Origin of the sequence: Mycobacterium sp. IS-1590 (assembly GCF_001500025.1) — a bacterium.
Taxonomy (GTDB): domain Bacteria; phylum Actinomycetota; class Actinomycetes; order Mycobacteriales; family Mycobacteriaceae; genus Mycobacterium.
In genome coordinates, this window is sequence record NZ_LQIW01000034.1 from 316,363 (window position 1) to 337,497 (window position 21,135).

Here is a 21,135-nt window from a genome sequence, read left to right on the forward strand (position 1 = left end):
CTGCACTTGATGGTCTACCGCACCGGAGGTGCGAATGGGACGCAATCCCGGTCAGCGGGCGACGTTTCCGGCTCAGTACTCGACGTGAAGGTCGTCGCTGACCGGTCGGGCCTGACAGCCCAGGATGAGGCCGTCGGCCAGGTCGTCGGGCTCGAGGATGTCGCACGTGGCCATGTCGACCTCGCCTGAGACGACGGTCGCGACGCATGAGCCGCAGTGACCCTCCCGGCAGGAGTGCGGAGCGTCGATACCGGCCGCGAGCATCGCGTCGACCAATGTCTTGTCGCGCGGCCAGCACAGGTGGTGCCGGGTTCCGTCCAGATCAATCCGAACGGTGGCATCGACCCGCGTCCCGCAGGCGTCGGTCTGTGACATGGGCTGATCCTCACCGTCGTCGGGAATCGGGTCGAGCAGTCCTTCCGATGGGCGGAACTGTCATCGCTCGATTGCCCGGTCATCGGGAAACTCGGGGGGCGGCGGGTCTTCCACGACCTACCGTGGCTGCGTGGAGATCTCCGATGAGCGGTCAAGCGTGGACGCGGTGGTGGTCGGCGCCGGCTTCGCCGGGCTGTACGCCTTGCACAAGCTGCGGTCGCAGGGCTTGTCGGTGCGCGTGTTCGAGGCGGCGCCGGAGATCGGGGGAACCTGGTACTACAACCGCTATCCGGGTGCTCGCTGCGACGTCGAGAGCGTCGACTACTGCTATTCGTTCGATTCGGAACTCGAGCAGGAGTGGGACTGGTCGGAGAAGTACGCGACGCAGGCCGAGATCCTGCGCTACCTGAACTGGGTCGCCGACAAGCTGAACCTGCGCGACGGCATCACGTTCAACACCCGGGTCACCTCGGCGACACTCGACGAGGACAACCTGCACTGGACGGTGTCGACCGATAAGGGTGAGGTCGTCACCGCACGCTTCTGCGTGATGGCGACCGGTCCGCTGTCCGCGGCACTGACGCCTGACTTTCCCGGTCTCGACGGCTTCGCGGGGGAGCTGTACCACACCGCGCACTGGCCGCACGAGCCCGTCGACTTCACCGGCAAGCGGGTCGCGGTGATCGGCACGGGTTCGTCGGGTATTCAGTCCATTCCGGTGATCGCCGAACAGGCCGATCGTCTCTTCGTGTTCCAGCGCACGCCGAATTACAGCGTGCCCGCCGGTAATCGACCGTTGACCGACGAGGACCGCGCGAAGGTCAAGGCAACTTATGCCGAACGGCGGCGGCTGTCGTGGCGCAGCGGCGGCGGTTCGCCGCATATCGCCCATCCGAAGCTCACGATGGAGGCCACGCCCGAGGAACGCCGGGCCGCGTTCGAGAAGCGTTGGGAACTCGGGGGTGTGCTGTTCTCGAAGACGTTCAGCGACCAGATGATCGACGTGGCTGCCAACGAGGAAGCGCGCAAGTTCTACGAGCAGAAGATCCGTGCGGTGATCGACGACCCCGAGGTCGCCGAACTTCTCATCCCGAACGACCATCCCATCGGCACGAAGCGAATCTGCACCGACACCAACTATTTTCAGACGTTCAACCAGCCGCACGTGAGCCTGGTGGGCGTGCGCAAGACCCCGATCGTGTCGATTGACGCCGACGGGATCAACACCACCGACGCGCACTACGACGTCGACGCCATCGTGCTCGCCACCGGGTTCGACGCGATGACCGGTGCACTGGGCAAGATCGACATCGTCGGTCGGGGCGGACAGAAGCTGCGTGACGACTGGTCGGACGGTCCGCGCACCTACCTCGGTCTCGGCGTCGACGGCTTCCCGAACCTGTTCCTGGTCTCCGGTCCCGGCGCGCCCGCGGTGCTGGCCAACATGGTGCTGCACGCCGAGGCGAACGTGAATTGGATTGCCGAGGCCATCTCCTATCTCGACGACCACGGCTACACCGCGATCGAAGCCACCGGCGAGGCCGTGGACAACTGGATCGCCGAGTGCACCCGACGCGCGGATGCGACGTTGTTCCCGAAGGCCAACTCCTGGTACATGGGCGCCAACGTCCCGGGCAAACCGCGCGGGTTCATGTTGTTCATCGGCGGTTTCGGTGTCTACCTCGACATCTGCGCCGAGGTCGCGGAGGCGGGTTACAAGGGTTTTCAGCTGTTGAAGTCGTCGTAGTCGCCCGGCCACCCGGACATTCGGACCAGCACTGATAGGAACATCGAGATGGTTGATTTGCAGAAGTATGGGCCGTGGGCCGTCATCGCCGGCGGTTCAGAAGGAGTGGGGGCCGAGTTCGCCCGCCAACTGGCCGAGGCCGGGGTCAACCTGGTGTTGATCGCCCGCAAGCCCGGGCCACTGGAGGAGACCGCCGAACGCTGCCGTGTGCTCGGCGTCGAGGTCCGAACGATCTCCGTCGATCTGCTCGACCCACAAGCGGTTTCGCGGATCGTCGCGGCCACGGCCGACGTCGAAGTCGGTCTGCTCATATACAACGCCGGGGCCAGCACCTGCAACGAACTGTTCATGGAAGCCGACCTCGAAGAGTTTCAGAAGGTCACCGACCTCAACGTCACGCGCATGCTCGCCATGGTGCAGCACTACGGGCGGCCGATGGTCGGACGGCAGCGGGGAGGCATCATCATCGTCGGTTCGCTGTCGGGGTACATGGGGGCGTGGCGCCACACCGTCTACGCGGGCGCCAAGGCATTCTCCCGGATCTTCGCCGAGAGCCTGTGGCTGGAGCTTCGAGAACACAACGTGGACGTTCTCGAGTTGGTTCTGGGGGTGACGCGTACGCCGGCGATGGCGCGGGTCGGCCTGAATTTCGACGCCCCAGGGATCCTCGTCAACGAACCGGCGGAGGTCGCCGCCGAGGGTCTCGCGCGCCTTGCTGACGGTCCAGTTTGGGTGGCAGGGGGGAACGCGTCGCGAGCCGAGGCCAACAGCGCTCCTGATCGCGCCCGGGTCGTGCTCGAGTCACACGAGTCGATCAGGGCATTGACCGCCGGAGCACACTGACGGTGCGGCTGGGACTCTCGACGCCTGTCGTCGTGCAGGTTCCAGGTGCCGCGGCGCCGTGGGAAGCCGCCGCCGACATCGACGACCTGGCGATGATCGCCTGCGCCGCCGACAAACTCGGCTTTGACTACCTCACCTGTTCAGAGCACGTGGCGATACCGTCCGCCGACGCCGCCACCCGCGGCGCTGTGTACTGGGACCCATTGGCGACCCTCGGTTATCTGGCCGCACACACTCGACGGATCCGGCTGGCCACCTCGGTACTCGTGCTCGGTTACCATCATCCGTTGGAGATCGCCAAGCGTTACGGCACCCTCGACCTGATCAGCGGTGGCCGACTCGTACTCGGAGTTGGAATCGGCTCGCTGGCAGAGGAATTCGCGTTGATCGGTGCGGTATGGGATCAGCGTGCCGCACGTGCGGACGACGCGCTTCGCGCACTGCGCGCGTCGCTGTCGAACTCCACGCCGCAGTATCGGGGGCGGTTCTACGATTACGACGGAATGATGGTGCTACCGCACGCCCAACAGCAGCAGGTTCCGATCTGGGTCGGCGGTCACAGCGCGGCGTCGCTGCGCCGAGCGGTGGAATTAGCCGATGGTTGGATGCCGTTCGGGTTGCCACCGAGCGAGGTGAGCAGCATGCTCGCCGGGGTCGTTTTGCCGACTGGTTTTGAAGTCGTGCTATCGGCAGTCCTGGACCCCGAGGCCGACCCGGAGGGCACTCGACTGAAGTTGGCATCTCTGAAAGAGTCCGGAGCTACCGCGATCACCTGCGCCGTGCGGGCCGACAGCGCGCGGCATTACTGCGACCAACTGGCCCGCCTACGCGATACGGAGGACGACGATGATCGAGGATGAGATCCTGGCGCGCCTGCAACGCCTCGAGGACGAACATGCCATCGCCAAACTCATTGCCTCCTATGGCCCTTCAGTTGACGCCGGTAATGCCGACAACGCGGCCCAGCTCTGGGCACCCGATGGCACCTACGATGTCGAGGGCTGGCAGATGAGCGGCCGCAGCGCGGTGCACGCGATGGTGAGTTCGTCCTCACACCAGGCCCTGGTGGCCCGTGGTTGCTGCCATTTCCTGGGCCCCACGGTGGTGACCGTCAGCGGCGACTCCGCCGTCGCTGTGTGCGAATCGCTGGTCTTGTTGCGCGACACCGACGGTGACGCGGGATATCGGGTCTGGCGCGCGACCGCCAATCACTTCGTGCTCGAGCGGGTCGAGGGTGGGTGGCAGATCACCAGTCGCACCAGCCGGGTGCTGGACGGACAGCCGTATGCGCATGCGATGCTGGACGCCGGTCTGGCCGGCGAACCCGCTCCCGGCGAAGAAAAGAGGTTGTGACGCCGCGCTACGGCCTACCCAGGAACGCCAACACGACGTTCTCGAACGCCGCCTTGGCCTCGATCATCGCCCAGTGCCCGCAGTTGGGGAAAACATGCAATTCGGCGTTGGGGATGGCGCGCATCGGGATCAGCGCCATGTCGAGCGGGCTGACCCGATCGTCGCGCCCCCACGTCAACAGGGTGCGTGCGGCGACCTTGTGCATCTGCGCCCACGGCAGCGGCGCGTCGCTGTTGCGCATGAAGGCCATCATCTGCGCGAACGCGGCTTTGCCGTACATGCGCCGGGCCGCCGCGAGTGTCTCCGGGTCGGTCGCCAGTTGCCAGCGCTCCTCGATCAGTTGCTCGGTGACCAGGGACTGGTCATAGACCATTGAATTGAGCCAGTCGACCAACCGCTGCCGGGTGGGGTCTTCGGTGAACTCCTGCAGCAGGCGGATGCCCTCGCTGGGGCCGGGGCTGAAGATGTTGGTCCCGATCCCGCCGATCGTGACCAGCCGGCCGATGCGGTCGGGGTTGTTGATCGCGAAGTTGATACCGACGCCGCCGCCCATCGAATTACCGATGATGTCGACGCGTTCGACGCCGAGCGCATCCAGGAACGGTACGACGGCGCCCTGCGCGGTGATCATCGGATGACCACCGAAATCGTCGCTGACCCCAAACCCGGGAAACTCCAGAATCAGACAGCGGAAACGTTCGGCGAACGCGGGTAGCACTCCGCGGAAGTTGCGCCATCCGGTGACGCCGGGACCGGAGCCGTGGAGGAACAGCAGAACGGGACCGTCACCGACGTCGTAGTAGCGCAGGGCGCCAGCCGGTGTGGCCGTCTCGCGAAGATCGTTCTCGATTCGGTCGATGAAAGCTGCGGTGTCTGTCACGCGCCCAGCCTGCCATGCGCCCAACATGATCGGGGTGACCGTTCCGCTGATCGGGTGTCCCGTTAAGCGGGACGCTCACCGTGCCGCCGGACGATTCGCTGCGACGCTTGCCCGTCGAGACATGGGCCGTCGCCGCGCCCGTGCGTAGCGAGGAGGTCCGATGTCACTCGCGATGACCTCCGTGCACGGAGTCGCCGAGTAATGGCGATCGAGGCACCCGAGCGGTGGTCTGCGGGTCTGCCGCCGTTGCGGAATTTGGCCGGGCCGATGCAGGCGGTCGGGGCGTTGTTTGCGATGTCGGCTGATGCGGTGCGGTTTGTGTTTCGGCGGCCGTTTCAGTGGCGGGAGTTTTTGGAGCAGTGTTGGTTCATTGCTCGGGTGTCGTTGGCGCCGACGTTGTTGGTGGCGATTCCGTTCACGGTGTTGGTGTCGTTCACGCTCAACATTTTGTTGCGGGAGTTGGGTGCGGCTGATCTGTCGGGGGCCGGTGCTGCCTTTGGGGCGGTGACCCAGGTGGGTCCGATTGTGACGGTGTTGATCGTGGCTGGTGCGGGCGCGACGGCGATGTGTGCGGATTTGGGGTCGCGCACGATCCGTGAGGAGATCGACGCGATGGAGGTGCTGGGGATCAATCCGGTGCAGCGGTTGGTGACTCCGCGGATGTTGGCCTCGGGTCTGGTGGCGTTGTTGCTCAACAGTTTGGTGGTGATCATCGGGATTTTGGGTGGTTACACGTTTTCGGTGTTCATTCAGGATGTGAACCCCGGCGCGTTTGCTGCGGGGATCACGTTGTTGACCGGGGTGCCCGAGGTGATCATTTCGTGTGTGAAGGCGGCGTTGTTCGGGTTGATCGCGGGGTTGGTGGCGTGTTTTCGGGGGTTGACGATCACCGGCGGTGGTGCCAAGGCGGTGGGTAACGCGGTCAACGAGACGGTGGTGTATGCGTTCATGGCGTTGTTCGTGATCAACGTGGTCGTCACCGCGATCGGTATCCGGATGACCACGGGCTGATCGGGAGCTATCGATGGGAACCGTACAAGTTCTGCGCAGCACCTATCCGCGCCTGTCGCGGGGGGTTCGCAAGCCGGTCGACTTTTTGGGTCGTATCGGTGATCACATGCTGTTCTATCTGCGGGCGCTGGCGGGGGTGCCGCATGCATCGGTGCACTTCCGTAAGGAGATCGTGCGGTTGATCGCCGAGATCTCCATGGGCGCCGGGACATTGGCGATGATCGGCGGCACGGTGGCCATTGTCGGCTTCCTGACGCTGGCTGCGGGTGGGACGCTGGCCGTGCAGGGGTATTCGTCCTTGGGCGACATCGGTATCGAGGCGCTGACCGGATTCTTGGCGGCGTTCATCAACGTGCGCATCGCCGCCCCGACGGTGGCCGGGATCGGGTTGGCGGCCACGTTTGGGGCCGGGGTGACCGCGCAGTTGGGTGCGATGCGCATCAACGAGGAGATCGACGCGTTGGAGTCGATGGCGATCCGGCCGATCGAGTATCTGGTGTCGACGCGGCTGATCGCGGGGATGATGGCGATCACCCCGCTGTATTCGATTGCGGTGATCTTGTCGTTTGTGGCGTCGCAGTTCACCACGGTGGTGTTGTTCGGTCAGTCCGGCGGGCTGTACGACCACTATTTCGATACGTTTTTGAATCCGATCGATTTGTTGTGGTCGTTTCTGCAGGCGGTGTTGATGGCGATCACGATCTTGTTGGTGCACACCTATTTCGGCTACTTCGCCTCCGGTGGCCCCTCGGGTGTGGGGGTCGCGGTCGGTAACGCGGTGCGCACCTCGCTGGTGATCGTCGTGTCGGTCACCCTGCTGGTATCCCTGGCCGTCTACGGTTCCAACGGCAACTTCAACCTGTCCGGGTAGTGGCGTGTTGACGAACAACCAGCAGAAGCCCGCCCCCGCGGAGCCGCGTGAATACGCAAGACCGGCAGCGGGACTCGTCGCCGTCGTGGCGATCGTCGCGGTCGTCGCCCTCGCCGTCGCGCTCTTCCGTGGAGACTTCACCAAGACCGAACCGGTCACCGTCATCACCGACCGCGCCGGCCTGGTGATGAACCCCGACGCCCGGGTCAAGCTGCACGGTGCCCAAGTGGGCTCTGTCGCCTCGGTAGAACCCCTGCCCGGTGGCCGTGCCGCGATCCACCTCGCCATGGACCCCTCCGCGATGGAGCTGATCCCGGCCAATGTGCGTGTCGACATCGCGTCGTCGACCGTGTTCGGCGCCAAATCGGTTGCGCTCGTTCCACCTGCTGATCCGTCACCGGAGGGGCTGCGCGCCGGCCAGGTGCTCGACGCCGATCATGTCACCGTCGAGATCAACACCATCTTCGAACAACTCGTCTCGGTGTTGAACCGCATCGAACCCGCCAAACTCAACGAGACGCTCGGGGCCCTGGCCTCGGGTCTGAGCGGCCGCGGCGAGAAATTCGGGCAGACCCTGTCCGATCTGGACGCGATGCTCGCCAAGATCAATCCCAGCCTCGGGAATCTGAGCCACGACATCGCAGTGATGCCAGAGGTTCTCGAGGCCTACGCCGACGCCAGCCCCGACGTGCTGGCCATCGTCGACAACGCCAGCGGTATCAGCGACACGATCGTCGACAAACAACAGGACCTCGACACCCTGTTGCTCAGCACGATCGGGTTGGCGGACATCGGCAACGACGTTCTCACCGCGAACCGAGAGGCGATCACCAATGTCTTCCACCTTCTGGTGCCCACGACCGACCTGACCAACCAGTACCATCCGGCGCTGAATTGCCTTCTGGCAGGCATGGTCCCGCTGGCCACCGCTGCACCCACACCCGTCCCCGGAGTGCTGCTGCTCGACTCCTTCGTGTTGGGCTCCGAACGCTACCGGTATCCTCAGAACCTGCCCAAGGTCGCTGCCAAGGGCGGGCCTCAGTGTGCGGGACTGCCGGACGTCGGCTACGAGACGCGGGCGCCATACGTCGTCAGCGACATCGACGCCAGCCGCGCGCAGTACGGCAACCAGGGCATCCTGCTGAACTCCGATGCGCTCAAGCAGGCGCTGTTCGGCCCGATCGACGGTCCGCCCCGCAACTCCTCGCAGATCGGACAACCGGGATGAGCGGGGTGGGAACTGCGATCAAACTGAGCGTCTTCGGCGCGGTGATGCTGCTGTTGACCGCGGCGCTGTTCGCGATCTTCGGCCAGTACCGCACCGGGTCCGCGCACGACTACTCCGCCGTGTTCACCGACGTCTCCGACCTCAAAACCGGGGATTCGGTGCGGGTTTCGGGTATCCGCGTCGGCACCGTTCACGACGTCTCCCTGCAACCGGACAACACCGTCGTGGTCACCTTCGACGCCGCCTCCGACATCGTGCTCACGACCGGCACCAGGGCCGCGGTGCGCTACCTCAACCTCGTCGGCGATCGTTACCTCGAGCTCCTCGACGGACCCGGCTCGACGAGAGTCGCCGGACCCGGCTCACAGATCCCCGCCGAGCGAACCGAGCCTGCGCTCGATCTCGACCTCCTTCTCGGCGGGCTGAAGCCGGTGATCCGCGGCCTGAACCCCGACGACGTCAATGCGTTGACCCGCTCCTTGATTCAAATCCTGCAGGGGCAGGGTGGGAACCTCGAATCGCTGTTCGCCAAGACCGCGTCGTTCACCAACTCGATCGCCGACAACGGCGAGACCGTACGGAACCTGATCGACAACCTCAACGCGGTGCTGGCCACCATCGCCAAGGACGGGAACAAGTTCTCCGGCGCGGTGGACCGCCTCGAGAAGTTGATCACCGGGCTTGCCGCTGACCGTGACCCGATCGGAGAGGCGATCACCGCACTGGACAGCGGGACCGCCTCGCTCGCCGACTTGATGACCCAGGCCCGGCCACCGCTGGCCGGTACCGTCGATGAGCTCAACCGCGTCGCTCCGCTGCTGGAAAAGGACATACCGCTCCTGGACATCTCCCTGCAGAAGGCGCCGCAGAACTACAAGAAGCTCGTGCGTCTGGGCGCGTACGGAAGCTTCCTGAACCAATACCTGTGCGGAATATCGGTCAGGGTCACCGACCTCCAGGGCCGCACCGCGCACTTCCCATGGATCCTGCAGAACAACGGAAGATGCGGGGAGCCCTGATGCTGAAATACCGTGCCCCATCATTGATTCGAGCCGGATTCATCGGCGTTGTTCTCATCGTCCTGATCATCGCTGTGGGGCTGCAACCCGAGCGGCTGTGGTCGTGGGCCACCGCCGTCAGGTATCAGGCGTTGTTCACCGAGGCCGGCGGTCTGGCGCCGGGCAACGACGTGAAGGTCTCCGGCATGACGGTCGGCTCGGTGTCCGAGGTATCCCTGGACAAGGGCAAGGCACTCGTGACGTTCACCGTTGACGGTAAGGTCCGTCTCGGATCGCAGACCACCGCGCACATCCGCACCGGCACCCTGCTGGGGGAGCGCACGCTGGCCCTGGAACCGGCGGGCGACGACCGGGTGAAGCCGCTGTACCTCATTCCTTTGTCGAGGACCTCTTCGCCGTACTCCCTGACCGAGGCCGTCAGCGAGTTCACCGCGAACACGGCCGACACCGACACCGCATCGATCAACCAGGCGCTCGACACGCTCTCCGACACGATCGACCGGATCGCACCGCAACTCGGACCGACCTTCGACGGGCTGAGCCGGCTGTCGCGCTCACTGAACGGACGCGACGAGTCGCTGGGCCGGCTGCTCAAGAGTGCCGCCGACGTCACCGGTGTGCTCTCCGAGCGCAGCGAGCAGCTGAACACCTTGATCCTCAACGCCAATGACCTGATGGGTGTCCTCGAGACCCGCCGGTACGCCATCGTCAGCCTGCTCGCCAACACGTCGGTGGTCGCCCGCCAGTTGACGGGTCTGGTGCACGACAACGAGCAGGAACTGGCGCCGACGCTGCAGAAGCTCAACGCGGTCTACGACATGCTCGAGCGCAACCGCGACAACATCGCGAAGGCTCTCGAGGGGTTGGCGAAATATCAGGTCACCCAGGGTGAGGCCGTCAACAACGGGTTCTACTACAACGCGTTCGTCGGCAACCTGCTGCCGGCGCAGTCGCTGCAGCCGTTCCTCGACTATGCGCTGGGTTATCGCCGCGGCGTGAACGCCGGACAGCCGCCGGACAACGCGGGGCCCCGCGCCGAATTCCCCTTCCCGTACAACGGTATTCCGGGAGGGTCACGATGATCGGCCGCAAGTCGCTGTCGACGGCGCTGCTGGTGGTCCTGGTGGGCCTGCTCGTCGGAGGAACCGTGGTGGTCGTCCGCCAGGCGTTCTTCGGCCCGAGAACAATCACCGCCTACTTCAGCTCCGCCACCGCGATCTACCCCGGTGACGAGGTGCGCGTCTCCGGGGTGCGGGTCGGCACGATCGAAGCGATCGAGCCCGACGGCGCCCAGGCCCGCATGCGGCTGTCCGTCGACCGTGACGTGCCGATCCCCGCCGACGCCAAGGCGGTGATCGTGGCGCAGAACCTGGTGTCCGCGCGTTACGTTCAGCTCGCCCCCGCCTACGAGACCAGCGGTCCGACCCTTCCCGACAACGCCGTCATCGGTGTCGACCGGACGGCGGTGCCCGTCGAGTGGGACGAGGTCAAGGAACAACTGACGCGGCTCGCAACGGATCTCGGGCCGAGCGGCGACATTTCGACGACGTCGGTCAGCCGCTTCATCGACAGCGCGGCCAACGCCATGAACGGCAACGGCGACAAACTCCGCGAGACCATCACGCAGCTGGCACAGGTCGGCCGAATCCTCGCCGACGGCAGCGGCGACATCGTCGACGTCATCGTGCACCTGCAGACCTTCGTCAACGCGCTGCGCGACAGCAACGCCCAGATCGTGCAGTTCCAGGACCGTCTCGCCACGGTGAGCAGCGTGGTCGATTCGAGCAGGTCCGATCTCGACGCCGCCCTCACCTATCTCGCCGAGGCAGTCGGCGAGGTGCAGCGGTTCATCGCGGGCAGCAGAGATCAGACCGCCGAACAGATTCAGCGCCTCGGCGCCGTCACACAGAACCTCGCCGACAATCGGCTGGCCCTGGAGAACGTGTTGCACGTCGCGCCCAACGCCATCGGCAACGGATACAACATCTACAACCCCGACACCGGCACCATGATCGGCGGCTTCGCGTTGGCGAACTTCGCGAACCCGGTGCAGCTGGTGTGCTCGTCGATCGCCGCGGTGAAGAACGCGACGGCACCCGAGGCGTCGAAGGCGTGCGCCGAATATCTCGGTCCCGCGCTGCGATTGCTCAACTTCAACTATCTGCCGATGCCGTTCAACGCCTACCTGCAGAAGTCGCCTAGCCCGGACAACCTGATCTATTCGGATCCGGCGCTGGCTCCCGGGGGAGCCGGCGGGGCTCCGCAGCCTCCCGAGGCCCCACCTGCGGTGTCGGCGTACACCGGCGCCGGTGACGTGCCGCCGCCTGCGGGGTGGGCCACTGCGCCCGGTCTGCCCGGCGCCTACGCCCCGCACGGACTGCCTGCCGCACCGCAACCAGCCCTGTATCCGGGTGCGCCGATCCCGCCGGGCCCACCGACGACGGTCTCGCAGCCGACGACGCTCGAGGACATGTTGCTGCCCGCCGAGGCACCGGCACCACCGGCGACCCCAATGGGGCCGTCATGATGGGCCCCCGCTCGATCCGTCGCCTCGTCGTGATGGCGTGCTGCGTCGCCCTCGCGGTGACCGGGTGCACGTTCGAAGGCGTGAACTCGCTGCCGCTCCCGGGCACGGTTGGCCGGGGTGCGGACGCCTCCGTGTATCACGTCCAGGTCGCCAATGTCGGTTCGCTGGAACCTAATTCACCGGTGCTGCTCGGCGACGTGGTCGTCGGCAGTATCGGCAAAATGAAGGTGACGAACTGGCACGCCGACATCGAGGTGTCGGTGCGACCCGACGTCGTGATACCCGCGAACGCGGTGGCGACCGTGGGGCAGACCAGCCTGCTCGGCTCGATGCACCTGGCGCTCGACCCGCCTCTGGGACAGGCACCCAGCGGTGCGCTGGAACCCGGGTCGACGATCGGACTCGACAGGTCGTCGACGTACCCGTCCACCGAACAGACGCTGTCCTCGCTTTCGGTCGTCGTCAACGGCGGCGGCCTCGGACAGATGGGCGACATCGTCCGTGAGTTCAACGCCGCCCTGAGTGGACGCGAAGACCAGATCAGGGACCTGCTGGTCCGCCTGAACGATTTCATCGGGATGCTCGACACCCAACGCGACGACATCAACGCCTCCATCGCCGCGATGGACCGGATGTCGAGCACGTTCGCTGCCGAACGGGACGTCATCACCGCTGGGCTGCACCGCATTCCGCCCGCGCTCGATGTGCTGATCAAGGAACGGCCGCGCATCACCGAGGCGCTCGAGCGCCTGGGACGTTTCAGCGACACGGCCACCGGGCTGATCAACGACACGAAAGACGACATCGTGCGTAACCTCGCCAATCTCGAACCGACGTTGCGCGCGCTCGCCGACGTCGGTCCGAACCTGGGCACCGTCCTGGCCTACGCGCCGACGTTCCCGTACACGCAGAGCTTCATCAACCGTGCGATCCGCGGCGACTACATGAACCAGTTCATCATCTTCGACTTCACCATTCCGCGGCTCAAGCGGGGGCTGTTCCTCGGCACCCGATGGGGGCAGGAGGGCGCGCCGATGGTGCCCGCCCCGGGCGACCCCTGGTATCTGACCTACACGCTGGACCCGTTGAATGCGCCGATCACGCCGGCGCCCACCGAGGTCGCCGAGCCACCACCGCTCGTCGAAAGCGCCGACAGTCAGGATGATTCACACGCGGTGGTCGACCATGGGTCCGGTCTCGCGGCGGACGGCATGGCGGTCGCCGGGGGAGGCGGCAACTGATGTTGACGCGCTTCGTCCGCAACCAGCTCATCATCTTCACCATCGCCTCGGTGATCGGTATTGCGCTGATGGTGTTCGGTTACATGCAGGTGCCGACGCTGTTGGGCATCGGGCGCATCACGGTACAGCTCGAACTGCCCGGCACCGGAGGCCTTTACCGGTTCTCGAACGTGACGTATCGCGGTGTCCAGATGGGCAAGGTTCTCGACGTGCGTGCCACCCGCGAGGGCGCCGTCGCGACGCTGTCGTTGAGCACGTCACCGAAGGTTCCGGCCGACACCCGCGCCGCCGTGCGCAGCGTGTCCGCGGTCGGCGAACAGTACGTCGACCTGGTGCCCGATGACACGAACGGGCCGTTCCTGCAGGACGGCTCGGTGATCTCCCGAGAGAAGACCTCGGTGCCGCAAGCCGTCGGCCCGATGCTCGATCAGGTCAGCGCCTTGCTGGACAGCATTCCGAAGGACAAGATCAGCGGTCTGCTCGACGAGTCGTTCAAGGCCCTCGACGGGACGGGATACGACTTCGGTTCACTGATGGACTCGTCGGCGAAGATCGTAGGCGACGGCAACGCGATCGCCGACAAGACACGGGCGTTGATCGACGACAGCCGTCCGCTGCTGGACGGCCAGGCGCAGTCGGCCGACGCCATCCGTAGCTGGGCGCGTGGCGTCGCGGGCATCACCGGGCAGATCGAGGCCGATGATGCGCAGATGCGCACCATTTTCGAAGTCGGTCCCGGAGCGGCGGACGAGGCCTCGCGGTTGTTCAACGACGTCAAGGCGACCCTGCCCGTGCTGCTGGCCAACCTGACATCCGTCGGCGAGGTCGGCGTGACGTATCACGCTGCGCTGGAACAACTTCTGGTGCTGTTCCCCCCGTATGTGGCGGCCACGCAGACCGTCGGCGTGGCGCGCAACAACCCCACCGGCATGGCGCTGGGGGACTTCACGCTGGTGATCAGCGATCCGCCCGCGTGCACCGTCGGGTTCCTGCCGCCGAACCAGTGGCGCTCACCGGAAGACGAGACGATCGTCGACACACCCGACGGCCTGTACTGCAAACTGCCGCAGGATTCACCGATCGGGGTGCGCGGGGCGCGTAACTATCCGTGCCTGGCGCAGCCGGGTAAACGCGCGCCGACCGTCGAGATGTGCCAGAGCGACAAGCCGTTCGAGCCGCTGGCGATGCGCCAGCATCCGCTCGGTCCGTACCCGATCGATCCCGGTCTGATCGCCCAGGGTGTCGCGCCCGACGACCGGGTCGACTTCGAAGAGCGGATCTACGGTCCGGTGCAGGGCACGCCGCTGCCGCCCGCTCAACCAGGCGAAGCTGCGCCGCCGCCGCCCGACGGTCCCGGTCCCGCCGCGGCCCCGAGCTCCTCGAGCTCCGGTGCCGGGCCGTCCGTCGCCGTCGCCCCCTACGATCCGCAGACGGGTCAGTACGCGACGCCGGACGGTCAGGTGTTCCGCCAAGCCGACCTGGCGGCGTCGGCGGGTCCGAAGTCGTGGCAGGACCTACTCGTCCCGAATGAGTGAGCCCGTCAGGCGTCGTTTTTGACGAGCTTGAACGGCATGGTGATGAAGACGGGCTTGCTGACGCCGCACGCCCCGCTGGGGCCGGTGGTCTGGTCTTCGCCCGCCAGTGTCGTCGACGCGGGATCGGTCATGCTGCCGTCCTCGTTGACCGGGACGAACCGGAACACCTGGAGACCGGGGGCCGCCGTGCCGTCGGGACACGGGATCCAGTTCTCGACCGTGTGTTTGACGTACCACACACCGCCCGTCTTGTAGATCGGCGCGGTCCAGCCGAAATCGCTGACAACGGTGCCCGTGCACTCGGTCGGATAACTGCACGTCGTGGAGATGGTCCAGGTGCTGCGCAAGCTGGCCTCGTCCCGGAACGCGTCGTTGGTCTTGGCGAATTCGCCGTTCGAGGTGGCGGTGTAGCTGCCGTTGAGGCCCCACTCGTTGCCGGTGGCCTGGGCGCCTCCGGCCCACCCGACGGCCGTCACAGCGACAGCGACGACACCTACCGCGACACCGGTCATCCGCATCGCCGTCTCCTTCACCGATCGTGACGAACGATCAACCTAGGCCGGTTCCGACGCCGAGGACGATCCTCGTCCGCTCAGTGGAACAGGTGATCCCGCTGAGCGGCACCGTCGCCGTCGGTCGTCGTCTGCATGACGTATCAAGGACACCGTGGTTGCACGACGCCGCTCCGTGAGCTCCGCATTGGCGGGCGTGATGCTGATCGTCGCGGCGTTGTTCACCCCGGGGCTCGCCCACGCCGAGACCGCCTACGGCAACTTTCATCTGGTCATCGAGGGGCGCTACGACTTCCACACGTGGCTGTGGGCGGTCTCGCGCTGCCAAGGCGACTGCGTGCACGTCCAGGCGATTCCACAGCCCATCGCGAAGGCGTTCGCCTACAGCGGTGATGCGCACCTCGCCGATGGCCGTTACACCCTGACCGTGGACGTCCCGGACGGGCTGCGGTGCGGCAACGTCTACTACGGTCCGGTGATCCCGACCCGCGACGTCTACTCGTGGGATGCGGCGACCCGGTCGGGCACGCTCGAGTCGTCGTTCGCGACCGGCTGCGACGGCGCGCCGGGCGGGACGTTCACCTATCCGTTCAGCCTCGCGCGCCTGTAGCCGAATCGAGGCCGCGCTTCACGGGCGGAAATCGCGTGGACGTGAACGCCCGACGTCCCGTTGAATGCCAGCATGGTGAGCCAAGCCCGCAGCGGGGTGCTGATGGCGGTCGCGGCGATGCTGTCCGTGCAGACCGGCGCCGCGGTCGCGGTGACGCTGATCGACCGCATCGGCGCCGAAGGCGCGGCGTGGCTGCGCCTGGCGTGGGCGGGCGTCTTGATGCTCCTCATCGTCCGGCCGCGACCAAGGGCCTTCACGTGGGCGACGTTTCGGATGTGTGTGGTGCTCGGTGTGGTCACCGCCGCCATCACCTTGCTGTTCATGGCCGCGTTGGCCCGCATCCCGTTGGGCACCGCCAGCGCGATCGAATTCCTCGGCCCGCTGGGCGTCGCCGTTGCGCGAGGGGCCGGGCGCAATCGCCTGGTGTGGCCGGGTTTGGCCGCGGTCGGAGTCGTTCTGCTCACCCAACCGTGGGCGGGCCACGTCGACCCGGTCGGCGTCCTGTACGCGCTGGCTTCAGCTGCCTGTTGGGCGGCCTACATCCTGTTGACCCAGCGGGTCGGTGATGAAGTGGTGGGGATGTCGGGGCTGGCGGTGTCGATGCCCGTCGCAGGCATCGTGGCCACTCTGGCCGTCGGCCACCTGGTGCTGCCGCGGCTTTCGGTGGACATCCTGTTGATCGGGATCGGCTTGGCGATCCTGCTGCCCGTCGTGCCGTTCGCGCTGGAACTGCTGGCATTACGACGACTGACCGCCGCCGCGTTCGGAACACTGATGGCGCTCGAACCGGGCTTCGCGATGGTCATCGGCCTGCTGATCCTGCACCAGGTGCCCGAAGCGCTCGGCGTGCTCGGCATGTGCTTCGTGGTGGCCGCCGGCATGGGCGCCGCGCGCACCGGGGCCCGCACACCGCCGGTCCCCGTCGAAGTGGCGTGAAGCGCCCTACGAGCGTGCGTAAACTGCCGAGGAATCGCGGCGTGTCATGGGCAGACTCGCACGCTCGCGGTGAGGGGAGGAGGCGAGGTAGCGTCGCTAGACGTCGATCCGCTTGCGCCGGTAGAGCGTTCCGAGGGCCAGCAGGACGAGGCTGATCACCAGGATCGCCGTTGCGAGGACGTTGATCTGTGGCGGCACCGCGGCCTTCACCGCGGCATTGACGTACAGCGGATATGTCACCGTCGAACCGCTGACGAAGTAGGTGATGATGAAATCGTCGAGCGACAACGCGAACGACAGCATGCCCGCTGCGACGATGCCCGGGACGATCAGCGGCAGCGTCACCCGGAAGAAGGTGCGCGTGGGGCTGGCGCCGAGGTCCATCGACGCGTCCTCGAGCGTCCAGTCGAAGCCGCGCACCCGGGCGCGCACGGTCATCGCGATGAAGCTGACCTCGAACGCGATGTGCGCCAACACGATCGTCGTGTAGCCGGTCGCCCACCCGAGGTCGAGAAACAGCACCAGCAGCGCGGCACCCATGACCACCTCGGGCGCCGTCAGCGGCAGGACGAGAAACGTGTCGACCGCGCGCTGTCCCCGCCACCGTTGCCGCACAAGGGCTATGGCCACCAACGTACCCAGTACCAACGCGGCCGCGGTGGAGACCGCGGCGACGTTGATGCTCAGCTTCAGCGCCTCGGTCAGCGCGGGATACTCGAACGGATCGGCCCAGTTGTCCAGGGTGAAACCCTGCCAGCTGTAGTTGAACTTGCCCTTCGGATCGTTGAACGAGAACAGCACGATCACGAAAATGGGCAGGAACAAATACAGCAGCACGAGCCCCGCGACGATCCTCAGCAGCCAGTCGCCCCACCGCGGTGTTCCCTTGACTTTCTTGGCCGGCGCGAGGCTGGTCGCCGCTTCCAGGGCCTGGACGGTCATACGAGTTCCTCCGTGCCCAATGCCCGGGTGTAGAGAAGGACGCCCACCAGGATGATGCCCATCAGCACCATGCTCAGCGCCGCCGCGGCCGGATAGTCCTTGACGACCAGGAACTGCTGCTGAATCACGTTGCCGATCATCGTCGTTTGGGTGCTGCCCAGATATTCGGCGTTGATGAAGTCCCCCGCGGCCGGGATGAAGACCAGCAGGCTGCCGGCCAGCAGGCCGGGAAGCGACAGCGGCAGGATGACCTTGGTGAAGCTGCGGGTATTCGACGAGTACAGGTCCTTGGAGGCTTCGATCAGCCGCGGATCGATCTTCTCCAGGCTGACGTACAGCGGCAGGATCATGAAGATGATCCAGTTGTAGGTGAGGCCGCCGATGACCGCCCAGCTCGTCGACAACAGCCGCCCGTCGGCCGGCAACAGCCCGATCGCGCCCAACGCCTCGACCACCCAACCGTTGTCGGCCAGAATGGTTTTCCACGCGATCGTGCGGATCAGGAACGTCACGAAGAACGGCAGGATCACCAGGCCCAGGATGAGGTTCTTGAAACGCCCGGCCTTGAACGCGATCACATACGCCAGCGGGAAGGACAGCAGCACGCACAGCACCGTCGCGGTGGTGGCGTAACCGAACGACCGCAGTATCTGCTCCTGATACTTGCTGAACGCCTCGGCGTAGTTCCCGAAGTCCCATGAGAACGTCAGTGTCGGAAGGAAAATGGAGCCGCTGGTCGTCGACAGCGACATCCGCGCCAGGGAGATGAACGGGACGACGAAGAACACCGCGAGGTACACCATAGCGGGCAGGACCATCAGATACGGGGCGATCCTGCTGCGCTGTCGGCCGCTACTGGCGACTCCTGCCATGCATCAACCGCCGGTGACTTCGGCGTACATCGAGGCGTACTGCTGCTTTTGCTCGTCCTCGAGCGGAGCCCAGGCCGTGATCCGGTCGAGGGTGGATTGGGGAGGATTGATCAGCTCGTTCTTGCCCAGATTCGGGTCGATCTGGTCCAGATCGGCCGTCATGTCCGAGAGCACTGGCACGAACTGCGTGAAGGCGATGAGCTTGGCGTAGTTGGCCCGGTCGTAGACGAAGTCGATCCACGCCTCGGCGGCCTTCTGGTTCTGCGTGGTGTAGGGGATCACCATGACGTCGAGGAAGTCGGTGCCGCCGGATTCGGGAACCACGAACTGCAAGTCGGGGTTGTCGGCCTGCAACTGCACGACGTCGCCCGAATAGGCTTGCGCGATCACGACATTGCCCGCCGCCAGATCGTCGGCGTAGTCGTTGCCGGTGAACCGGCGGATCTGGCCGCGGTCGTTCTGTTCGCGGACGAGGTCCACCGCCTTGCGCACCGATTCGGTGCTCGGCGAGGCAGGGTCCCCGCCCTGGGACTGCATGATCATGCCCAGGCCGTCCTGGAAGTCTGAGAGCATGCTGACGCGGCCCTTGAACGCCGGATCCCACAGATCGTCGATCTTGGTGATGTCGCGGCCGGTGGCGGCGCGGTTGAAGGCCAGGCCGACCATGCCGGTCATGTAGGGCGCGCTCCACTTGCGGCCCGGGTCCATCTGCGCGTCGAGCAGATCGGGCCGCAGGTTCTTCTTGTTCGGAATGCCGTTCTGGCTGAAGTCGTTGACCCAGTTCAGCTTCCGGATCTGCGACGCCATGAAGGCGGTCGGCACGACGAGGTCGGTGCCGATGTCCTGCTTGCGCGACAACGGTTCCTTGACCTTGGCGAACCACTCCTCGTTGTCGTTGAAGTCCTCCTTGTAGTCGACGGTGATACCCGACGCCTGCTGGAAGGCGGCGATGAATCCCTCGGCCATGTAGAGCGGCCAGTTCGAGATCCGCAGTGTGCCGCTCGCCGGACCGCCTTCCTGAGTCGTGGTACCGGAGGTGCCGCTGTCTGACCCGCATGCCGCCAGAAACGACGGGCCGAGGACCACAGCGGCGGCCGCAGCGGCGCCTCCGCCGATGAAGCGGCGGCGCGACGTGCGGTTGGCGGCGAGGCGAGCGAGGCGGGGATCCATCTCATGGGGCATGGCGAGCTGTGCCTTTCGTCGGAGGGAGGGGAGGGGCCGACAACTTCCGAGTCGCCACTCGAGGCGGTGCCGGATCGCCAGGGGTGACGATTCAGGAATCGTCGAGCATCTCCTCGAGATCCTCGGCGGTCGGAATGTCGGCCGCGGGCAACACCAGTGACGCGTCCGGACTCCAGCAGACGTGCACCTGGTCGCCGGGGCGCAGCATCGGCAGATCCTCCTCGGGACCGATGTGGGCGATCATCGCCGAGTCGTCCGGTGCCGCCAGCGACAACCGCACCACCGGACCCTGGAAGGTCAGGTCGGTGACCGTCGCGCGCACACCGACGAGCTCACCGGTGGGCGCATCCATGCACACGCGGACCCGTTCGGGCCGCACCATCAACGTCGCGTGCCCTCCGGGTTCGATCGTGGTCTCGCCCGGCCGCGCTTTCAGCGTCGAGCCCAGCACCTCGATCTCGACGTAATCCCGGTTGGCCCTGCCGGTCTGGCGGCCGGCCCACAGGTTGGCCTGTCCGATGAAGCTGGCGACGAACACCGTGGCGGGCCGGTCGTAAATCTCGGTCGGCGTACCGATCTGGTCGACGTTGCCGGCGTTCATGACCGCGATGCGGTCGCTCATCGTCAGCGCTTCCTCCTGGTCGTGGGTCACGTAGATGAAGGTGATCCCCACTTCGCGCTGGATGCGCTTGAGTTCGAACTGCATCACCTGACGCAGCTTGAGATCCAGGGCGCCGAGCGGTTCGTCGAGCAGCAGTGCGCTCGGGTAGTTCACCAATGCGCGCGCCAGCGCGACGCGCTGTTGCTGGCCGCCCGAGAGCTGGCCGGGGCGGCGATCGGCGAAATCCGTCAACCGGACGATCTCGAGGAGTTCGTCGACCCGCTTGCGGACCTCATTTTTGGCCAGCTTCTTGCTCCGGGGACCGTAGGCGACGTTGTCCCAGACAGACATGTGCGGGAACAGCGCATAGTGCTGAAACACCGTGTTGACGTTGCGTTTGTGGGGCGGGACCTTCGAGACGTCGACGCCTTCGAGGCGGATCGCGCCGGCGGTGGGGCTCTCGAACCCGGCGATCATGCGCAGGGTGGTCGTCTTGCCGCAGCCGGATGGACCGAGCAACGAGAAGAATTCGCCCGAGGCGATGGAGACGTCCGCTTCGGCCACGGCGACGTAGTCGCCGAAGCGCTTGGTGACGTGGTCGATCTCGATGACCGGGGCGCCTGTCCGGCGGGGCGCCTCGTTGTGTCCCGATGATTGGTCGACGGCGGTGGTGTGTGTGCCGGTCAGTGCGGGTCCTCCTCCGGACAGCCCCCCGAGCTGTGGGTAAACAATCGCGGATCGAGCGGTCGTTCGCAAGCGATTCCGCAGGGAATTTACATATTCACAATGGAATCCTTCGTCTGGCGTGACCACGGACACCAAATTCGCTGCCGCCGGGACAGTCGTCGAC

At 65.8% G+C, this 21,135-nt stretch carries 21 protein-coding genes; 14 read left to right on the top strand and 7 right to left on the bottom strand.

All coding sequences use genetic code 11. The features are described from left to right. Positions 1-72 precede the first annotated feature (72 nt). Positions 73-375 carry a 2Fe-2S iron-sulfur cluster-binding protein gene (locus tag AU197_RS19145; RefSeq protein ID WP_064404388.1) on the bottom strand — a complete coding sequence of 101 codons (303 nt, stop codon included), beginning with the start codon at positions 373-375 and terminating at the stop codon, positions 73-75. 130 nt (positions 376-505) lie between these two features. Here AU197_RS19145 and AU197_RS19150 point away from each other — a divergent pair, with 130 nt between their 5' ends. The 4 genes from AU197_RS19150 to AU197_RS19165 are packed head-to-tail and all read left to right on the top strand — an operon-like array spanning position 506 to position 4,318. Further along, a complete protein-coding gene (locus AU197_RS19150; RefSeq protein WP_064404390.1) occupies positions 506-2,122 on the top strand; it encodes a flavin-containing monooxygenase in 1,617 nt (538 codons plus the stop codon). Between the two features lie 48 nt (positions 2,123-2,170). Beyond that, on the top strand, positions 2,171-2,965 hold the full coding sequence (locus AU197_RS19155; protein ID WP_064404393.1) for an SDR family NAD(P)-dependent oxidoreductase: 795 nt from the start codon (positions 2,171-2,173) through the stop codon (positions 2,963-2,965). 2 nt (positions 2,966-2,967) lie between these two features. Beyond that, entirely contained in the window at positions 2,968-3,825 is an 858-nt protein-coding gene (locus tag AU197_RS19160; RefSeq protein ID WP_064404395.1) for a TIGR03619 family F420-dependent LLM class oxidoreductase, read from the top strand. Next, positions 3,812-4,318 (top strand): nuclear transport factor 2 family protein, encoded by a 507-nt coding sequence (locus tag AU197_RS19165; protein WP_064404397.1) that lies wholly within the window; start codon positions 3,812-3,814, stop codon positions 4,316-4,318. The genes AU197_RS19160 and AU197_RS19165 overlap by 14 nt, the downstream gene beginning before the upstream one ends. 7 nt (positions 4,319-4,325) lie before the next feature. Here AU197_RS19165 and AU197_RS19170 read toward each other — a convergent pair whose 3' ends face one another. Beyond that, positions 4,326-5,225, bottom strand: coding sequence for an alpha/beta fold hydrolase (locus AU197_RS19170; RefSeq protein WP_064404400.1), 900 nt, complete (start codon positions 5,223-5,225; stop codon positions 4,326-4,328). Positions 5,226-5,399: 174 nt separating this feature from the next. Here AU197_RS19170 and AU197_RS19175 point away from each other — a divergent pair, with 174 nt between their 5' ends. The 8 genes from AU197_RS19175 to AU197_RS19210 are packed head-to-tail and all read left to right on the top strand — an operon-like array spanning position 5,400 to position 14,630. Further along, positions 5,400-6,209 carry an MlaE family ABC transporter permease gene (locus AU197_RS19175; protein ID WP_064404402.1) on the top strand — a complete coding sequence of 270 codons (810 nt, stop codon included), beginning with the start codon at positions 5,400-5,402 and terminating at the stop codon, positions 6,207-6,209. Positions 6,210-6,222: 13 nt separating this feature from the next. Then, positions 6,223-7,080, top strand: coding sequence for an MlaE family ABC transporter permease (locus tag AU197_RS19180; protein ID WP_064404403.1), 858 nt, complete (start codon positions 6,223-6,225; stop codon positions 7,078-7,080). A 4-nt stretch (positions 7,081-7,084) separates the two neighbouring features. Beyond that, a complete protein-coding gene (locus AU197_RS19185; RefSeq protein WP_197415591.1) occupies positions 7,085-8,308 on the top strand; it encodes an MCE family protein in 1,224 nt (407 codons plus the stop codon). Next, entirely contained in the window at positions 8,305-9,327 is a 1,023-nt protein-coding gene (locus tag AU197_RS19190; RefSeq protein ID WP_064404404.1) for an MCE family protein, read from the top strand. Before AU197_RS19185 ends, AU197_RS19190 begins: the two co-directional genes overlap by 4 nt. Then, positions 9,327-10,409 carry an MCE family protein gene (locus AU197_RS19195; protein ID WP_064404524.1) on the top strand — a complete coding sequence of 361 codons (1,083 nt, stop codon included), beginning with the start codon at positions 9,327-9,329 and terminating at the stop codon, positions 10,407-10,409. Before AU197_RS19190 ends, AU197_RS19195 begins: the two co-directional genes overlap by 1 nt. Beyond that, positions 10,406-11,854 (top strand): MCE family protein, encoded by a 1,449-nt coding sequence (locus AU197_RS19200; protein WP_064404406.1) that lies wholly within the window; start codon positions 10,406-10,408, stop codon positions 11,852-11,854. Before AU197_RS19195 ends, AU197_RS19200 begins: the two co-directional genes overlap by 4 nt. Beyond that, the gene (locus tag AU197_RS19205) at positions 11,851-13,095 is read left to right on the top strand and encodes an MCE family protein (protein ID WP_064404408.1); all 1,245 of its coding nucleotides are present in this window, start codon (positions 11,851-11,853) and stop codon (positions 13,093-13,095) included. The genes AU197_RS19200 and AU197_RS19205 overlap by 4 nt, the downstream gene beginning before the upstream one ends. Beyond that, positions 13,095-14,630 (top strand): MCE family protein, encoded by a 1,536-nt coding sequence (locus AU197_RS19210; protein WP_064404409.1) that lies wholly within the window; start codon positions 13,095-13,097, stop codon positions 14,628-14,630. Before AU197_RS19205 ends, AU197_RS19210 begins: the two co-directional genes overlap by 1 nt. Positions 14,631-14,635: 5 nt before the next feature. Here AU197_RS19210 and AU197_RS19215 read toward each other — a convergent pair whose 3' ends face one another. Continuing rightward, on the bottom strand, positions 14,636-15,148 hold the full coding sequence (locus tag AU197_RS19215; RefSeq protein WP_064404525.1) for an Rv2253/PknI dimerization domain-containing protein: 513 nt from the start codon (positions 15,146-15,148) through the stop codon (positions 14,636-14,638). 193 nt (positions 15,149-15,341) lie between these two features. On the opposite strand from AU197_RS19215, the gene AU197_RS19220 reads away from it, so the two are divergent. Next, positions 15,342-15,752, top strand: coding sequence for a hypothetical protein (locus AU197_RS19220; protein WP_231745070.1), 411 nt, complete (start codon positions 15,342-15,344; stop codon positions 15,750-15,752). 72 nt (positions 15,753-15,824) lie between these two features. Continuing rightward, a complete protein-coding gene (locus AU197_RS19225; protein ID WP_064404411.1) occupies positions 15,825-16,688 on the top strand; it encodes an EamA family transporter in 864 nt (287 codons plus the stop codon). A 96-nt stretch (positions 16,689-16,784) separates the two neighbouring features. Here the strand turns inward: AU197_RS19225 and AU197_RS19230 are convergent, their stop codons facing one another. The 4 genes from AU197_RS19230 to AU197_RS19245 all read right to left on the bottom strand — a co-directional run bounded on the left by AU197_RS19230 (position 16,785) and on the right by AU197_RS19245 (position 20,894). Continuing rightward, positions 16,785-17,630, bottom strand: a complete 846-nt coding sequence (locus AU197_RS19230) for an ABC transporter permease (RefSeq protein ID WP_064404413.1) — start codon at positions 17,628-17,630, stop codon at positions 16,785-16,787. Next, a complete protein-coding gene (locus tag AU197_RS19235; protein ID WP_064404414.1) occupies positions 17,627-18,502 on the bottom strand; it encodes an ABC transporter permease in 876 nt (291 codons plus the stop codon). Before AU197_RS19235 ends, AU197_RS19230 begins: the two co-directional genes overlap by 4 nt. Before the next feature lie 3 nt (positions 18,503-18,505). Further along, positions 18,506-19,684: a polyamine ABC transporter substrate-binding protein gene (locus tag AU197_RS19240; protein ID WP_064404416.1), complete on the bottom strand. Its 1,179-nt coding sequence runs from the start codon at positions 19,682-19,684 to the stop codon at positions 18,506-18,508. Positions 19,685-19,775: 91 nt separating this feature from the next. Beyond that, the gene (locus tag AU197_RS19245) at positions 19,776-20,894 is read right to left on the bottom strand and encodes an ABC transporter ATP-binding protein (RefSeq protein WP_064404529.1); all 1,119 of its coding nucleotides are present in this window, start codon (positions 20,892-20,894) and stop codon (positions 19,776-19,778) included. Between the last annotated feature and the right edge of the window lie 241 nt (positions 20,895-21,135).

What these genes read in the sequence shown, in the direction of transcription:
- AU197_RS19200 (WP_064404406.1), top strand. Translation starts at nt 10,406, where the DNA reads ATGATCGGCCGCAAGTCGCTGTCGACGGCGCTGCTGGTGGTCCTGGTG.
- AU197_RS19195 (WP_064404524.1), top strand. Translation starts at nt 9,327, where the DNA reads ATGCTGAAATACCGTGCCCCATCATTGATTCGAGCCGGATTCATCGGC.
- AU197_RS19180 (WP_064404403.1), top strand. Translation starts at nt 6,223, where the DNA reads ATGGGAACCGTACAAGTTCTGCGCAGCACCTATCCGCGCCTGTCGCGG.
- AU197_RS19230 (WP_064404413.1), bottom strand. Translation starts at nt 17,630, where the DNA reads ATGACCGTCCAGGCCCTGGAAGCGGCGACCAGCCTCGCGCCGGCCAAG.
- AU197_RS19145 (WP_064404388.1), bottom strand. Translation starts at nt 375, where the DNA reads ATGTCACAGACCGACGCCTGCGGGACGCGGGTCGATGCCACCGTTCGG.
- AU197_RS19170 (WP_064404400.1), bottom strand. Translation starts at nt 5,225, where the DNA reads ATGTTGGGCGCATGGCAGGCTGGGCGCGTGACAGACACCGCAGCTTTC.
- AU197_RS19240 (WP_064404416.1), bottom strand. Translation starts at nt 19,684, where the DNA reads ATGCCCCATGAGATGGATCCCCGCCTCGCTCGCCTCGCCGCCAACCGC.
- AU197_RS19205 (WP_064404408.1), top strand. Translation starts at nt 11,851, where the DNA reads ATGATGGGCCCCCGCTCGATCCGTCGCCTCGTCGTGATGGCGTGCTGC.
- AU197_RS19235 (WP_064404414.1), bottom strand. Translation starts at nt 18,502, where the DNA reads ATGGCAGGAGTCGCCAGTAGCGGCCGACAGCGCAGCAGGATCGCCCCG.
- AU197_RS19210 (WP_064404409.1), top strand. Translation starts at nt 13,095, where the DNA reads ATGTTGACGCGCTTCGTCCGCAACCAGCTCATCATCTTCACCATCGCC.
- AU197_RS19220 (WP_231745070.1), top strand. Translation starts at nt 15,342, where the DNA reads ATGCTGATCGTCGCGGCGTTGTTCACCCCGGGGCTCGCCCACGCCGAG.
- AU197_RS19155 (WP_064404393.1), top strand. Translation starts at nt 2,171, where the DNA reads ATGGTTGATTTGCAGAAGTATGGGCCGTGGGCCGTCATCGCCGGCGGT.
- AU197_RS19175 (WP_064404402.1), top strand. Translation starts at nt 5,400, where the DNA reads ATGGCGATCGAGGCACCCGAGCGGTGGTCTGCGGGTCTGCCGCCGTTG.
- AU197_RS19190 (WP_064404404.1), top strand. Translation starts at nt 8,305, where the DNA reads ATGAGCGGGGTGGGAACTGCGATCAAACTGAGCGTCTTCGGCGCGGTG.
- AU197_RS19215 (WP_064404525.1), bottom strand. Translation starts at nt 15,148, where the DNA reads ATGCGGATGACCGGTGTCGCGGTAGGTGTCGTCGCTGTCGCTGTGACG.
- AU197_RS19165 (WP_064404397.1), top strand. Translation starts at nt 3,812, where the DNA reads ATGATCGAGGATGAGATCCTGGCGCGCCTGCAACGCCTCGAGGACGAA.
- AU197_RS19225 (WP_064404411.1), top strand. Translation starts at nt 15,825, where the DNA reads ATGGTGAGCCAAGCCCGCAGCGGGGTGCTGATGGCGGTCGCGGCGATG.